Genomic DNA, 14996 nt, shown 5'->3' on the forward strand with positions numbered 1-14996 from the left:
ACCCGAGATCACAGTGAACACGCATTTTTCACTTCAATAGTAAAACGCAGTATTTCGCAGTTTAGTTGGAGCGAGAATTACATATTTTTGTTTAAGCATCCGATTTCTGTTCGCCCATCATCTCCACAATACATGAAATCGCCCTAGCTGCTGCCGGAGAGCACTTCTTAAAAGAAACCGCGGCCAGAGCGATGGACCTCGAAGCTTCCGGGGCAAGCGGCCTAGCCACGAGCCCAGAAGGAGCTGAGGCAAGAATCGTTTCCGGCAGGATGCTGATGCCAAGTCCGCTACGCACCATTGCCATAATGGCATGATCGTCCTCAAGTTCAAATCGCACACGGGGAACCGCTGCTTGACCGTCAAACCACGCCCTTACATCCGTATCGCAGCCTTTCGCAGGCATAATAAACGGTTCATCCGCAATCTCCTCCAGTGATATCGTGGATTTTACGCTGTGTTTATGATCAGCCGGCATAACGCACACCATCCGATCCTGTATGAGCATTGTGGTCTCAAGGCCATGCGAAGATGGCAAATTCACGAATCCAAAGTCTGCAGTCCCATCGGCAATCCAGCGCTCGATATCGTAATAATGCCCGTCGAGCAGCCGGATTTCGATCTGCGGGTACTCCTGCTGGAAACGGTGAAGAATATCCGGCAGCCAATGGATCGATACGCTGGTAAACGTTCCGATAGTAACTGTTCCCCGCATCAGCCCCTTGATCTGATCCGCCTCCTGCAGCATGTTTTCATGCAGTTGGAGCATTTCCTTCATATATCCCCACAACCGTTCTCCGTCATGGGACAGCCGGACGCCAGACCGGCCCCGGGCAAGGATTTGGATGCCCAATTCCTGCTCCAGGCTGATGATGGCACGGCTCACCGCCGATTGTGTTAAACTCAGCTGTTCCGCCGCTTTGGTCAGGTTTCCGGTTTCGACGACTTTTCCGAGAATTTCGTACTTCGCCAAGGTCATTTTCAAACACTCCCGCCATGAAAAATAATCATTACAACCATTTTAAACATTCATTTTATTTATTATAAGAGGCTCGGTATAATTCAGATAGAAAAACGGATAAGGGGAGAACAGGGATGGGAGCTATTGCAAAAACGCCGCAACCGCCGTACTATGCGGTCATTTTTACTTCGGAAATGTCTGATGGAGAGAACAGAGGGTACGGGAAAATGGGAGATAAGATGGTCGAGCTTGCTTCGATACAGCCGGGTTTTCTCGGAGTCGAAAGCGTTCGGGGAACGGATGGAGTCGGAATTACCGTCTCGTATTGGGAGTCACTTGAGGCGATCAAGGCCTGGAAGGAGAATTCCCTGCACAGGGTGGCTCAGGACAAAGGGAAGAGCGAGTGGTACGCACGGTTCGGTTTGCGGGTGAGTAAGGTCGAGAGGGACAATTTTATGAATATGTAAGCTGTAATTAACCCCGTCTGAATGGAAGTCCCCATTGCACAAACACTCATAACTATAATGTATGATTACGCGGTAAAAATATATTTTTAATATGCAGCGGATGAACATACAATGAATTTAATTAATCGGCAGAGTACGAATGGGGGGATTCAAATGGGGAAACAATTTCCGGCTATGCTGCCTGAGCATATGGACTTTATCCGGAAGCAGCATATGTTTTTCGTTGGTACGGCGCCGTTATCGCAGGAGGGGCACGTCAACTTGTCGCCAAAAGGTTATGACACGTTCCGAATCTTGTCCGAGAACCGAGTCGCATACCTGGATTTGACCGGAAGCGGCAATGAAACGAGTGCCCACCTGGAAGAAAACGGCCGCATCACGATCATGTTCTGCGCGTTTGAAGGGCCGGCGAACATTATGCGCCTGTACGGAACCGGGACGGTGATTTTACCGGAGAGCAGGGAGTGGGAGACATTATACCCTTTGTTTGATCCGATGCCCGGAGCCAGACAGATCATCACGATCGATGTGCATAAAGTGCAGACGTCCTGCGGTTATGCGGTTCCCTTCATGACCTATGAAAAGGAAAGGGATACGCTGAATCGGTGGGCAGAGCATAAAGGCGAACAAGGGCTTCACGACTACTGGCAGGAGAAAAACAGGAGCACGATCGACGGAATGCCGACTCCTTTAGGCAGACGGCTGGGGTTATAGGCAAGTAAAAAAACGAGAAATCAAATTACCGATAACGCAAAACAAGCCGCGATGGATCCGGGCTTGTTTTTTTGTATAGGCAGCGTCCTTGTATCCGGGCTTGTGAAAAGGGAGTGGGAGCGAGCATCAGTTAGATTTTCATACCCGTAATCAATCAGCAAGGTCGTCTCCGGAGGGCAAGCTAAGCACAGGAACGTTCAGAAAACGGGAAATCGCCAGTGCGCAGGCACCCATGACGCAGGATTTCCGCCCCATGCCCGACAGTGTGATCTCCCGGTAATGGCTGATTTGGGAGTGGAGCTGATGATGGATCCTCTGCAGTGCATCGGGAACCATTCGCAGAAGCTCACTGTCGATGACGACAACGTCCGGATTGTACATATTGATGACATTGTTCAGCCCGATCGACAGGTAATAGACGAATTGATTCAGCGCGTCAAGCACTTGTTCATCGCCATCGGCAATGCGCCGGCTGATCCACTCCATATCCGAGGCGTCACCAGGTTCGGCCGCAAGGATGTTCCGGAGCACGCTTGTCTCCGAAGCATACTTCTCCCAGCAGCCGCGGTTGCCGCAAGCGCAGGGCTCTCCGCCGGGAACGACGATCATATGGCCGATTTCCCCGGCAAAGCCTTCATGGCCGCGAAAAAAATTGCCGTCCATGATCATGCCGAGCCCAATGCCGGAATACAGCGTTACGCATAGCAGGTTGTCGGTTGTATGGTGAGCGTATGCCCGCTCGGCAAAAGCGCTGAGGTTCGCGTTATTTTCCAAATGGACAGCTGTACCGACTGCACGTTCCAGATCCTGCTTCAGGTCAACGTCCTGCCATTGGAACCGGGGCACGAACTTGATGGTCTCTTCATTGGAGACGAGTCCGTGGATCGCCAATACGATGCCGACCATCCCGTAGCGGCTGCCTGCACATCGGCTTTGATAACGTCTGATCGCGGAAACCAGCAGCTGTACGATATCCTCATAGGCTTCCGATTGAATTGGAATGATTTCCGTTGTGACCGGATGACCGGTTAAATCGGATAGCATAAATGTCGCATGTCCTGCGTCCAGGTCAATGCCGAGCGCATATCCTGCCTGGGCATTCAGGGAGAGCATAATCGGTTTGCGTCCGACGGGGTTGTGCTCCAGCTCGGTTTCAACGACCAGTTCTTCTTCCAGCAAATCCGCGACCTGCGCGGAGATCGTCGCCCGGGTCAAGGCCGTAATCTTAGACAGATCCGCTCTGGAAATTTTTCCTTCTTTCATAATTTCCCGTATAATCAACGCCCGGTTGATCTTTTTAATATAAGAGGCGTCTCCGGTTACCATTTGTTTCCTCCCATTTTTGAACGTCATGAAAATTCAGCATAAACCATATTGTAGCACGTACCCGCCTCGCCCGCTCAGAAATTACCCGATTGACAAAGGCGTGGGGAGTTGGTACAGTACGAATATATTTTGTAAGTTTAATAAACAAATTAAAAATTGTAAAGGGTTTCATACCAATTATCGATCCCTGGAGAGGAGAACAGGATGAGCCAATTTCTCGATTCGGAATTTTTGCTGGATACCCCTGCAGCAGTTCGATTATATGAAAAGGCGGCTGCCGATTTACCGATCTTTGATTTTCACTGCCATTTGGACCCGAAGGAAGTATGGGAGAACAAGCCATGGGCCAATATTACGCAGCTGTGGCTGGGAGGCGACCATTATAAGTGGCGTACGATGCGGATGCACGGCATCGGTGAGCAGCTGATTACAGGCGATGCGGAGGATTGGGATAAATTTATGGCCTGGGCGGAGACGGTTCCTCACCTGATCGGCAACCCGCTGTACCATTGGACACATTTGGAACTCAAGAACGTGTTCGGCATCGAACAAATTCTGAGCCCAGCCACGGCCCGCGATATATGGGAGGCATGCAACGCCAAGCTGCAGCAGCCCGATTTCCTGCCGAGGGCGCTGATTGCCAGAGCCCGGGTGAAATTTATCGGCACGACCGACGACCCGCTGTCCCCGCTGGAATATCATGAGCGGCTGGCTGCCGATGACAGCTTTCAAACCATCATCGCGCCGACGTTCAGACCGGATGGAGCATTAAATATCGAGCGCCCCACTTACACCGAATGGATACATAAGCTCGGGGAGATTACAGGCCAAACCATCGGTTCCCTGGATGCCTTCCTGAATGCGCTTCAACGGCGCGTGGATTACTTCGATGAGCATGGCGGACGTGCGTCCGACCATGATATCCCGTACCTTGATTTTGCAGACGTCACAAGGGAAGAAATCGTTCCTATTTTTAATAAAAGACTGAACGGTGAAGAATTGTCAGGCGCTGAGATTAACGCATATCGTTCTTTCCTGCTGAAGGAGCTCGGCAAAATGTACGCCGGCAAGCAGTGGGTCATGCAGCTGCATATGGGCGCGCTCCGCAACACCAACACAAAGATGAAAAACCGCATCGGTGCCGATACCGGTTTTGACTCTGTGGGAGAAACGAACCTTGCACAGGGTCTGGCTCGCTTCCTTGATGCTTTGGATCAGGAAAACGCCCTGCCGAGAACGGTGCTGTTCAATCTGAATCCGAAAGACAACGCTGTCCTGGCCGCGATGACGGGCAATTTTTATGAGGAAGGGGTGCCGGGCAAAGTCCAGTTCGGGTCTGGCTGGTGGTTCAACGATCATATAGATGGTATGGAAAAGCAGATGAAGGACCTGGCGAATGTTGGTCTGCTCAGTCATTTTATCGGCATGCTGACCGATTCACGCAGCTTTCTGTCCTATGCCCGACACGAATACTTCCGGCGCATTCTTTGCAATCTTCTCGGAGCATGGGTGGAGAAAGGGCTCGTGCCGGATGATATGGAGGCTCTGGAACGGATGGTTCGAAACATCGGTTACGGCAACGCTGAAGCCTATTTCATGAAACGATAACGGGGGAGGGGAAAGCGCATGGGTATTTTGCAGGAGCTTCTGAAGGATATTCCGATTCCGAAAATGGCCAAGGTCAACGTGCGGTTCAACGATGAACAGATCGTGGACCTGGGCGGCGACCTTGGGGCCAAGCTGCGTCAGCCGCACATTATGGAGAAGGTCAAGCCCGGCATGGAAATCGCGATCGCTGTCGGCAGCAGGGGGCTTGACCGCATCGTGGAGCTAACTGCCGTGACCGTCAAAGCATTAAAGGAAGCGGGGGCTAAGCCGTTTATTGTGCCGAGCATGGGAAGTCACGGAGGTGCCACGGCGGAAGGGCAGCGGGAGGTACTGGCGCATTTGGGCGTCACGGAAGAGAGCGCCGGCTGCGAAATCCGCTCCTCGATGGAAGTCGTTCAGCTTGGTGCGCTGCCGAACGGCCTTCCGGTGTATTTGGATAAATACGCCGCCGCCGCGGACGGCATCGTCGTCATTAACCGCATTAAGCCGCATACGGCTTTTCGGGGACCGGTAGAGAGCGGCATCATGAAAATGATCAGCATCGGCCTTGGCAAGCAGAAAGGGGCGGAGGCCTGCCACCAGCTAGGGTTTAAATATATGGCCGAGAACGTTCCGGCCATGGCCCAAATGATCATGGAGAAGAAACCGGTCCTGTTCGGGGTAGCGACGATCGAAAATGCGTTCGACAAGGTTGCAGTCGTTGAGGTGCTTACGCCGGAGGAGATTACCGACAAGGAACCGCAGCTGCAGCTTCAGGCGAAGGAACTGCTGCCGAAGCTGTTTTTTGACCAGCTGGAAGTGCTGATCATTGACGAGATCGGCAAAAACATCAGCGGCGACGGCATGGATCCGAACATCACGGGCCGATATCCGACGCCGTATGCGCACGGAGGACCGGATGTCAACAAAATGGTCGTCCTGGATTTGACGCCGCAAACCGAAGGGAATGCAAACGGGGTGGGCACGGCGGACTTTACGACGCAGCGGCTTGTCGACAAGATGGATTTGGAGGTTACTTACGCCAACGGGCTGACGTCCACCGTCGTCGCGCCGACGAAGATCGCCACGACGCTGCCGAATGACAAGGAAGCGATTCAGGCGGCGGTGAAAACGAGCAATGTGCTGGATTTTAACCAGGCGAAAATCGTCCGGATCAAAAATACGCTCGTTCTGAGCCAAATCGAGGTGTCCGAAGCGCTGTATGAATATGTGAAGCAGCATCCGCAAATGGAGCTGGCCTCGGAGCCGTATGATCTGCCTTTTGACGAGCACGGAAATTTACCGAAAACGGAGGAGAGTCACTAGATGACGACGAGTTTGTTTGATTTAACGGGGAAAACGGCGGTAGCAGTCGGCGGCAACAGCGTGCTCGGCTCGGCGATTGCCGAGGGCTTTGCCGAACACGGGGCCAAGGTGGCAATCGTCGGGCGGAACCTGGACAAAGCGGAGGAAGTCGTAAGCGTCATCCGGAGCCAAGGCGGGGAAGCGAAAGCATTTCAGGCGGATGTGGGCTCGCGCGAGTCCCTGGTCCAAGCGGCCGCGGACATCGAAGCATGGTCGGGCGGATGGGACATTCTGCTCAACGCTCCGGGTACGAACAGCACCACTCCCTTTTTCGAGCTGGAGATGGAAGAATGGGACCGCATTATGGACGTGAACCTGAAGGGCATCGTGCTTACCTGTCAAATTTTCGCCAAGCGCATGGTCGAGCAGAAGCGCAAGGGAAGCATCATCAACATCTCGTCGGTGTCCTCAACGACGCCGCTCTCCAAGGTGTTTACGTATTCGGTGTCCAAAGCCGGATTGAACAGCGTCACCCAATTCCTGGCTCGGGAGCTTGCGCCGGAGGGGATCCGTGTGAACGCGATCATTCCGGGATTCTTCCCGGCTGTGCAGAACCAGAAAATATTAAGCCCGGAACGGGTCGAATCGATCATGCGGCATACGCCGATGAATCGCTTCGGTACGCCGGATGAATTAAAAGGGGCGGCGATCCTGCTTGCTTCGGATCAGGCGTCGAGCTTTATCACCGGCTCGATGATCCGGGTGGATGGCGGGTTCGGCAGCATGACGATTTAATGGCCATACGGGAAGGAGGCAGGACAATGCTAACTGAAAAATATGAGAAACTGCAGTCCATCCTACGGGAACTAAATTCAGTTGTCGTGGCATTTTCAGGAGGGGTGGACAGCACCTTTCTGCTTAAAGCGGCTGTCGATACGCTCGGCCCGGATCAAGTACTGGCGGTGACCGCGGATTCGGAAACGTATCCGTCGACCGAGCTTGCAGAGGCGAGGGAGCTGGCCGAATGGATCGGAGCGCGGCATCAGGTCATTGAAACCTCCGAGCTGGCGATTCCCGGATATGCCGAAAACACGCAAAACCGCTGCTATTTTTGCAAAAGCAGTCTTTTCGACCATTTGGTTCCCGTACTGACGGAGCAATCCTATAAAAATATCGTTTACGGCGTCATTGCCGACGACATGAATGAGTTTCGGCCCGGCATGCAGGCGGCAAAGGAAAGGGGCATTCGCGGACCGCTGCTGGAAGCCGGATTGTATAAGGAAGAAATCCGCGAGCTGTCCAGAGGCTACGGCCTGCCCACTTGGGATAAGCCTTCTTTTGCCTGCTTGTCCTCGAGAATCGCTTACGGGGAACGGATCACCAAGGAGAAGCTGAGCAAGGTTGAAAAAGCTGAGGCCTATTTGAAATCGCTCGGCATCCGCCAGGTACGGGTGCGCACGCACCAGGACACGGCACGGATCGAAGTAGAACCGAAGGACATGCAGACCGTTCTGGAGCAGCACTCGCAAATTTCCGGCAGGCTGCAGGAGTACGGCTACAAGTACGTAACGCTTGACCTGGTGGGTTATCAGAGCGGCAGCATGAACAAGGTGTTGGCATAACGAAAGCTCTGGAAGGGGATGAGAACTTTGTTGGACGACGTTCTGGAGCAAGTACGCAGCGGAGCCCTGAGCGTGGCGGAAGCCAAAGCGCGGCTGGCGGCATTTGAGGATCTCGGCTTTGCAAAGGTTGACCACCAGCGCAGTAAACGGCAGGGTTTCCCTGAGATCGTCTATGGGGAAGGCAAAACGGCGGATCATATCATTTCGATTGCCTGCGCCCTGCAAGCCCGTGGCAGCAGCGTCCTGGTCACACGCGTGAACAAGGAAAAAGCCGAGACGGTGCTGCGGGCGTGTCCGGATTACAGTTATCACGAGACGGCACGGGTCTTGTACTGGAAAAAGGAGCAGATGCCCGCTGATGATTCGCAAGGGCAAGGGTATGTCGCGGTGATTGCGGCGGGAACCTCGGATTTGCGCGTGGCGGAGGAGGCGGCGGTGACGGCCGAAGTGCTAGGCAGCACGGTCCACCGGATCTATGATGTAGGCGTTGCGGGGATCCACCGTTTGCTCAGCCATTTGGAAGAAATCCAGCAGGCGTCGGTTTCTGTCGTGGTGGCTGGGATGGAAGGGGCGCTCCCCAGCGTCGTGGGCGGCCTGGTCTCCCACCCGGTCATCGCAGTACCGACCAGCGTCGGGTATGGGGCTCATTTTCAAGGCTTGTCGGCGCTGCTTACGATGCTGAATTCGTGCGCCTCAGGCATCAGCGTGGTGAACATCGACAACGGATTCGGCGGAGGTTATAACGCCGCGCTGATTCATCAGCTTGTACATAGAGGGGGAACACGAACTTGAAAACGCTATACCTTGACTGCTTTTCCGGCATCAGCGGAGATATGTTCATCGGTGCGCTGCTGGATGCCGGCGGTGATGCGCAGCGGATGCAGACGGAGCTGCAGAAATTAAACATCGAAGAAGAATATGCGCTGCAGTGGAGCAAGGTGAACAAGAACGGGATCACCGCGACCAAATTTGACGTGCTTTTGCAAGAAGTGCATGAGAAAGATCACGATGATCATCATCACATGCATGAACATTCCCAAGCGAATCTTGAGGCAGAGGAAGGTTCAGGCGAATCTCTCCACGAGCATGAAGCGCATCTTCACAGCCATAGCCACAAGCATGATCACGACCACAGTCACGAACATCATCATGGACATGACCACAGCCACGATCATGTACACCATCACGACCACGCGCACGATCATCACGAGCATGTCCACCATCATCATGCGCACCATCCTCACGACCATGCACATCATCCTCACGACCATGCACATCACCATCATAGCCATGATCATTCGCATAATCACAGCCATCATCACCATCATCATCACCGGGCATACAAGGATATCGTCCAAATAATTGAAGCGGCCGGTTATGAGGAGCCGGTACGCGACACGGCGCTCCGTATTTTTAAGATCATTGGGGAGGCTGAGGGAAAGATACATGGCGTTCCGTTAGACGACGTTCATTTTCACGAAGTAGGCGCAGTAGACTCCATCGTCGATATTGTCGGCGCCTCGATTTTGATTCATCAAATGGGTATCGAAGCGATCCATTCCTCGCCCGTGCCCGTCGGTATGGGCAAAATCCGGATCGACCACGGCATTTACCCGGTGCCTGCGCCTGCGACGCTGGAGATTCTGAAAGGCGTGCCGCTGGAAGCGTCGGATGTCCGCTTTGAGCTGACGACACCGACGGGTGCGGCGATCGTATCGGTGCTGGCGCAGCAGTACGGGCCCATTCCGTCTATCAAGGTGACCGCCGTCGGTTACGGAGCAGGGACCAAAACGTTTGCCGACCGGCCGAACGTGCTGCGTGTCATCGTGGGCGAATAACGCTCTTGATCCGAAAGGAGTTTGTCTTATGAAATCCGAGCTGCCCCCAAATCATGAACATGTCGATCATGACATGGTGAAGATGGAAGTCAACTATGACGACATTTCGGGTGAATGGCTGGGCTACGTGATGGACCTTCTGCTCGAAAACGGTGCAAACGACGTGTTCTATACGCCCATTTACATGAAGAAAAACCGGCCGGGTACGATGCTTCAGCTGCTATGCGCCAAAGAAAAGATCGACCGGATGAAAGAAATCATTTTTCGCGAGACAACCACGCTTGGCATCCGGTATTATCCGCTCACGGTGCACCGTCTGGAACGAACATTTACTCAGGTCCCAACAGAATGGGGAGCCGTTACCGTAAAATTGGGTATTCATAACGGGGAGACCGTTCAATGCGCTCCGGAGTTTGAGGACTGCAAACGAATAGCCCAAGAGAACAGGATCCCGATCAAGTCTGTTTACGAGCAAGTATGGAAATCCGTCGGACTCGTGCCTACCAATTCGTGATGTTTTAGAATTACCTTTTATTGTCAAAAACCCCATACGTTCTCTAGCATTTCCGCATAGCTTAGTAGAGAACTGGACATGAAAGCTTCCCGAAAGGGAAGTTTTCGTTTGTCTGACTAAGAAAGGAGAATGAATGATGGGGAGAAAAACGATTCAGGAAATTCAATCCGGGTACAAAACAGGCTCTTGGACGACGCTGGACATTACGAAGCATTATTTGAAACGGATTAAAAAGAAAGATCCTGCACTCAATTCATATATTACGGTAGCCAAGGATCGGGCCACGGGAGAAGCCAAGCGGCTCGAAGCCAAATCCTCATCGGGAGAGCAGACCGGTCTCCTGTACGGAATTCCGCTTTCCTATAAGGATAATATCGATACGAAAGGTATCCGCACCACTTACGGCTCCTCGATTGACGCTAATCACATACCAGACGAGAACGCTGCTATCGTCCAGCGGCTGCTGCTGCAGGATTCGATCCTGCTGGGAAAAAACAATCTGCATGAATATGCCCTTGGTGTCACCTCAAATAACCCGCATTATGGACCTGTGCACAATCCATGGAATCATGAGTACACGCCGGGAGGCTCCAGCGGCGGATCGGCTGCGGCGGTAGCCGCTGATTTGACGGCAGCTTCCATCGGGACCGATACGGGCGGCTCCGTTCGGATTCCGGCGGCATCCTGTGGCGTTGTCGGGTTAAAACCTACGTATAACAAAGTACCTACTGAGGGCGTATTTTACGTTTCTTGGACTCTGGATCATGTTGGGCCGATCACGGCCAATATGACTGACTTGGCAGTCCTGTTCGGTGCCATGACGAAGCAGTCCTACCTGCCATATCTGAATCAAGACATCCGGGGGCTTCGTGTCGGCGTGCCGACCAGCTACTTTAACGAACACATCGACCCGGAAACCTATGCATTGTATCTTCAATCACTGGAGGCGCTGGAGTCGCTCGGTGCCATTCTCATTGATACGGACGTCTCCTTTGTGGAGGGGAACAGCGAGGTTTCGTTGACCATCGCCGCTTCTGAGGCCGGTTATGTCCACAAAAGCCGGATGGAATGCTGCTTATCGCAATACGGAGCGGATGCCAGAGCCTTTTTGGAATCGTCCCGGGATATCACCTCACTGCAGTATATCGAAGCGCTTAAGACAAAAGAAATGTATATGAACATGTTCGATAAATTGTTCCGCGAACGCATTGATGTGCTGGCCACACCGACGATCCCGATCCCTGCGCGGAAAATCGGCGTGGACGAAGTCCATTTTGGTGATTATACGGAAAGTGTCTTTGACGCGATGACCCGTTATACGGGCCTGTTCAACATGGTGGAGGTTCCGGCTCTGTCCATTCCTTGCGGGCTGACAAGCGAAGGGCTTCCCGTCGGACTGCAGCTTGTGGCCCGAAAGGAGCGGGAAGATCTGCTGATTCGCGCCGGATACGCTTATGAGCAGGACCAGCTGAAGGAATTCTACCGTCTCCGGGATCAGATCTGCGCAGGATACTAATCAAGCACTTGAGTGGAACACTGTCTGCACTGCCGTGCAGCGGTGTTCCTTTCTTAAAAGATCAGAAAGTATAAGATTCGGAGCCTCCGCTTCCGGATCTCGCAAGAAAAACTTCAGCTAAACGCGGTCTTTCTTCTTAGAAGGTACGTCGATAGACGTTTTTCTTATTTTCTGTTCATCCATAATTCCGGAAATATTAGAAATCTCTCGTTTACCGAATTTTTCAAGCTGTTCTGACCATACTAAAAACTGTATCGATGAAACTTCAAAGTAGCCAGACCGCGTTTAGAGGAAGTTTTTAGTGCGATATAAGGATGCCGAGTCTCTGATGCCTACACATTCTTATATCTAACTAAAACTGTATCGATGAAATTTCAAAGAAGTTAGACCGCGTTTAGAGGAAGTTTTTAGTGCGATACTAAAAAAGTATATTTTGCCACCAGTATGGACTTTTGCCGGTTGGGGGTGTGGACATGCAAACCAATGAAGATGTGATCTTCTCAGCTCGTTTACAAGAAAATATCTCTCATCTGAAAGAGCGGTATGCGGATTGCTTTGATGTCGTGTTCCACGATTTCAGCTGCGGCCAAACTCCTGCGGTCATCGTCTACTTTATGGGTTTGACCGACAGCGACATGATTAACCGTTACATTCTCGAACCCACTCTGAAACAGTTGTCAGAAGATGGGGGCAACACCTTAGAGGATTTTTGCAAGTGCTTGCCGGTGTCCTCCTATACCCTGATCCAAACGATGGAACAGGCGGTGATCGAGATTGGTGACGGCAATGTCGTCCTGCTCATGGATGGGGAAGAAAGGGCTATCTCTCTGTACCTGGCAAAGTGGGAGCAGCGCTCGATCACGGAACCCGAGGCGGAATCCGTCGTCAGAGGCCCGCGTGAAGGGTTTATCGAGACGCTGATGGTCAATGTGTCCATGATCCGCCGCAAGCTGAAGTCGCCCGATTTGAAGATGAAGTCGATCCGGATCGGACGTTTTTCCCAGACCGAAGTTGTCGTCGCTTTCGTCAGCGGTATCATAGAATCTTCGCTGGTTACTGAAATCGAAAGCCGTCTTTCCCGCATCAACATCGACGGGATTTTGGAAAGCGGGATGATTGAAGAGCTCATCGAGGATAATCCATATTCGCCCTTTCCGCAATTACAGACGACGGAGCGGCCGGACGTGGTGGCAGCCAATCTTCTTGAGGGCAGAGCGGCCATACTCGTAGAAGGAACTCCCATTGCCTTGATTGCTCCAGCAACGATTTTTACCTTTCTGCAATCGCCGGAAGATCATTATCAGCGTTATTACATCGGCACAGCCATCCGCTGGCTGCGTTATTTTTTCGCGTTTATTGCTCTCATCGGGCCTTCATTCTATGTCGCTATCGTTACCTATCATCAGGAAATGATTCCAACGACGCTGCTGCTTAATATGACCAAATCGAGGGAGCAAATCCCTTTCCCGGCTCTGGTTGAAGCGCTGCTGATGGAAATTACGTTCGAAGCTTTAAGGGAAGCCGGGGTTCGACTTCCCAAACAGATTGGTGCTGCAGTCAGTATCGTCGGAGCACTGGTCATCGGTCAGGCGGCCATAGCGGCCGGCCTCGTCTCTTCGCCGATGGTCATGGTCGTTGCGCTCACTGGGATCGCCTCGTTTCTGATCCCCCATTTCGCCTTTGGCATCACGGTCCGGCTGCTTCGTTTTCCGATGATGCTGCTGGCAGGTTTTCTGGGCTTTTTCGGACTGATGATGGGGATCACCTTAATTTTGACCCATCTGTTCGCGCTTCGTTCTTTTGGCGTTCCTTATGTTTCGTTGTCAACAGCCACCAATCTCAGCCAGCTGAAGGACATCCTGGTCCGCGTCCCAACTTGGAAAATGAATACAAGACCGCGAATCGGCGTTTGGAACAGGTATCGCCAGGGTGCTAACCAGCGTCCGGGACCTGGAAGGGGAGGCCGAAGAAAATGAAAAGCGCAAGACTTGCCGCTGCGTTTTTTCTGTTTACGATCATCCCGCTCGTTACAGGGTGCTGGGACCGCACCGAGGTGAACGATCTGGCTTTAATTATGGGAGCTGGGATGGATGCTGCGCCAAACGGGAAAGTAGAGCTGTCCGTTCAAGTCTACACACCCAACCAGTCCAGCATGAGCAGCGACGGCGAGATGACGAGCAGTGGAAACCAAGGAGACATGGTTATCGTGAAAAGCGCAGTCGGGACGGATTTGGCGGATGCGGCCCAGCGGCTGCAGGAGGAAATGCCCCGCAAAGTCTTTTGGGGCCACAGCGAAGTATTTATCGTGGGGGAGGAGCTCGCCAAGAGGGGGATCATGGATCAGGTCGATTTTCTCTTTCGCCATCCCCAGCCGAGGGAGCATGCTTATTTTTTTATCAGCCAAGGAAGGGCTAAGAGCATTTTGAGCATAAACACGCGAATGGAGCGGGACAGCGCCGAAACCCTTCGCGAATTGACCGTTCTAGCCGGAGGTATGGGAGTTACGCTTAAAGATTTGGGAGGGATGCTGGCAGGGCGGTCGAAAGCAATTATCGTTCCTCTCATCGGGAAAAAGGAGGAATCTGGACAAAGTAATGCTTACCCGTACATTAACGGGGCGGCGGTTTTAATGAAGGGGAAAATGGCGGGTCAATATCAAGGAGAAGTCAAGCGATACGTTCAGATCATCCGTAACGAGCTGGAATCAACGACGGTAACATTTCCTGTACAGGAAAGTAAAGGCGATGATGGGGGTATCATGTCCGTCCGGCTGATCAAATGCCATACGAAGCTGATTCCGTTGATTCGCAGAAATCAATGGAGTGTTATGATCCGGATTGAAGGTGAAGCAAGTGTGCTTCAGAATGAAACCCATGTCAATGTGATGCTGCCCCAAGAAATGCCCCGATTGGAACAGCAGCTGAACAAGGAAATCGAGTCCAAGGTGAAAGAGACGTTTCGGAAGATCCAGGATGAGACTGGCGCCGATGTTTTCGGAACGGCCGATGCGTTTTGGCAAAAGTATCCTGCACGTTGGACCAAGGAACAGGCCCGATGGGATGAAATATTCCCGGAAATCAGCGTTTACGCCCATTCCAGTGTACATATTATTTCGCCTGGTTTTTCCGGTAAAACCTTTAAATGAGGGA

General features: G+C 52.5%; 14 protein-coding genes. 12 read left to right on the forward strand and 2 right to left on the reverse strand.

Translation table 11 applies throughout. The features are described from left to right. Positions 1-91 precede the first annotated feature (91 nt). Positions 92-976 carry a LysR family transcriptional regulator gene (locus MKY74_RS19625; protein WP_076166055.1) on the reverse strand — a complete coding sequence of 295 codons (885 nt, stop codon included), beginning with the start codon at positions 974-976 and terminating at the stop codon, positions 92-94. A 116-nt stretch (positions 977-1092) separates the two neighbouring features. On the opposite strand from MKY74_RS19625, the gene MKY74_RS19630 reads away from it, so the two are divergent. Together MKY74_RS19630 and MKY74_RS19635 are read left to right on the forward strand one after the other, a co-directional pair. Continuing rightward, positions 1093-1425, forward strand: coding sequence for an antibiotic biosynthesis monooxygenase family protein (locus tag MKY74_RS19630; RefSeq protein WP_076166051.1), 333 nt, complete (start codon positions 1093-1095; stop codon positions 1423-1425). 153 nt (positions 1426-1578) lie between these two features. Beyond that, a complete protein-coding gene (locus MKY74_RS19635) occupies positions 1579-2139 on the forward strand; it encodes a pyridoxamine 5'-phosphate oxidase family protein (protein WP_076166047.1) in 561 nt (186 codons plus the stop codon). 150 nt (positions 2140-2289) lie between these two features. Here the strand turns inward: MKY74_RS19635 and MKY74_RS19640 are convergent, their stop codons facing one another. Beyond that, positions 2290-3465, reverse strand: a complete 1176-nt coding sequence (locus tag MKY74_RS19640) for an ROK family protein (protein ID WP_076166043.1) — start codon at positions 3463-3465, stop codon at positions 2290-2292. Positions 3466-3669: 204 nt separating this feature from the next. Between MKY74_RS19640 and uxaC the strand changes: the two genes are divergently transcribed. From uxaC to MKY74_RS19690, 10 genes are all read left to right on the forward strand, one after another. Continuing rightward, positions 3670-5073, forward strand: coding sequence for a glucuronate isomerase (gene uxaC, locus MKY74_RS19645; protein WP_076166039.1), 1404 nt, complete (start codon positions 3670-3672; stop codon positions 5071-5073). An 18-nt stretch (positions 5074-5091) separates the two neighbouring features. Further along, on the forward strand, positions 5092-6378 hold the full coding sequence (locus tag MKY74_RS19650; RefSeq protein ID WP_076166035.1) for a lactate racemase domain-containing protein: 1287 nt from the start codon (positions 5092-5094) through the stop codon (positions 6376-6378). Continuing rightward, positions 6379-7152, forward strand: coding sequence for an SDR family oxidoreductase (locus MKY74_RS19655; RefSeq protein ID WP_076166032.1), 774 nt, complete (start codon positions 6379-6381; stop codon positions 7150-7152). Between the two features lie 26 nt (positions 7153-7178). After that, positions 7179-7979 carry an ATP-dependent sacrificial sulfur transferase LarE gene (gene larE, locus MKY74_RS19660; protein WP_076166029.1) on the forward strand — a complete coding sequence of 267 codons (801 nt, stop codon included), beginning with the start codon at positions 7179-7181 and terminating at the stop codon, positions 7977-7979. Between the two features lie 18 nt (positions 7980-7997). Then, positions 7998-8771: a nickel pincer cofactor biosynthesis protein LarB gene (gene larB, locus MKY74_RS19665; protein ID WP_432206587.1), complete on the forward strand. Its 774-nt coding sequence runs from the start codon at positions 7998-8000 to the stop codon at positions 8769-8771. Continuing rightward, positions 8768-9817: a LarC family nickel insertion protein gene (locus MKY74_RS19670; protein WP_076166021.1), complete on the forward strand. Its 1050-nt coding sequence runs from the start codon at positions 8768-8770 to the stop codon at positions 9815-9817. Before larB ends, MKY74_RS19670 begins: the two co-directional genes overlap by 4 nt. Positions 9818-9845: 28 nt before the next feature. Continuing rightward, positions 9846-10331, forward strand: a complete 486-nt coding sequence (gene larC, locus MKY74_RS19675; protein ID WP_076166018.1) for a nickel insertion protein — start codon at positions 9846-9848, stop codon at positions 10329-10331. Positions 10332-10464: 133 nt separating this feature from the next. Further along, positions 10465-11847, forward strand: a complete 1383-nt coding sequence (locus tag MKY74_RS19680) for an amidase (RefSeq protein WP_244169154.1) — start codon at positions 10465-10467, stop codon at positions 11845-11847. A gap of 473 nt (positions 11848-12320) precedes the next feature. Next, entirely contained in the window at positions 12321-13823 is a 1503-nt protein-coding gene (locus MKY74_RS19685) for a spore germination protein (protein ID WP_076166011.1), read from the forward strand. Next, positions 13820-14992 (forward strand): Ger(x)C family spore germination protein, encoded by a 1173-nt coding sequence (locus tag MKY74_RS19690; RefSeq protein ID WP_076166007.1) that lies wholly within the window; start codon positions 13820-13822, stop codon positions 14990-14992. The genes MKY74_RS19685 and MKY74_RS19690 overlap by 4 nt, the downstream gene beginning before the upstream one ends. Positions 14993-14996: the final 4 nt, after the last annotated feature.

Source organism: Paenibacillus sp. FSL R5-0378 (assembly GCF_038009285.1).
GTDB classification, from domain to species: domain Bacteria; phylum Bacillota; class Bacilli; order Paenibacillales; family Paenibacillaceae; genus Paenibacillus_AQ; species Paenibacillus_AQ favisporus.

Excerpts from the sequence above, each read along its gene's own strand:
- MKY74_RS19680 (WP_244169154.1), top strand. The coding sequence starts at position 10,465 with ATGATGGGGAGAAAAACGATTCAGGAAATTCAATCCGGGTACAAAACA.
- MKY74_RS19640 (WP_076166043.1), bottom strand. The coding sequence starts at position 3,465 with ATGGTAACCGGAGACGCCTCTTATATTAAAAAGATCAACCGGGCGTTG.
- MKY74_RS19655 (WP_076166032.1), top strand. The coding sequence starts at position 6,379 with ATGACGACGAGTTTGTTTGATTTAACGGGGAAAACGGCGGTAGCAGTC.
- larC (WP_076166018.1), top strand. The coding sequence starts at position 9,846 with ATGAAATCCGAGCTGCCCCCAAATCATGAACATGTCGATCATGACATG.
- MKY74_RS19690 (WP_076166007.1), top strand. The coding sequence starts at position 13,820 with ATGAAAAGCGCAAGACTTGCCGCTGCGTTTTTTCTGTTTACGATCATC.
- larB (WP_432206587.1), top strand. The coding sequence starts at position 7,998 with ATGAGAACTTTGTTGGACGACGTTCTGGAGCAAGTACGCAGCGGAGCC.
- MKY74_RS19635 (WP_076166047.1), top strand. The coding sequence starts at position 1,579 with ATGGGGAAACAATTTCCGGCTATGCTGCCTGAGCATATGGACTTTATC.
- MKY74_RS19625 (WP_076166055.1), bottom strand. The coding sequence starts at position 976 with ATGACCTTGGCGAAGTACGAAATTCTCGGAAAAGTCGTCGAAACCGGA.
- MKY74_RS19650 (WP_076166035.1), top strand. The coding sequence starts at position 5,092 with ATGGGTATTTTGCAGGAGCTTCTGAAGGATATTCCGATTCCGAAAATG.
- MKY74_RS19630 (WP_076166051.1), top strand. The coding sequence starts at position 1,093 with ATGGGAGCTATTGCAAAAACGCCGCAACCGCCGTACTATGCGGTCATT.
- MKY74_RS19685 (WP_076166011.1), top strand. The coding sequence starts at position 12,321 with ATGCAAACCAATGAAGATGTGATCTTCTCAGCTCGTTTACAAGAAAAT.
- uxaC (WP_076166039.1), top strand. The coding sequence starts at position 3,670 with ATGAGCCAATTTCTCGATTCGGAATTTTTGCTGGATACCCCTGCAGCA.
- larE (WP_076166029.1), top strand. The coding sequence starts at position 7,179 with ATGCTAACTGAAAAATATGAGAAACTGCAGTCCATCCTACGGGAACTA.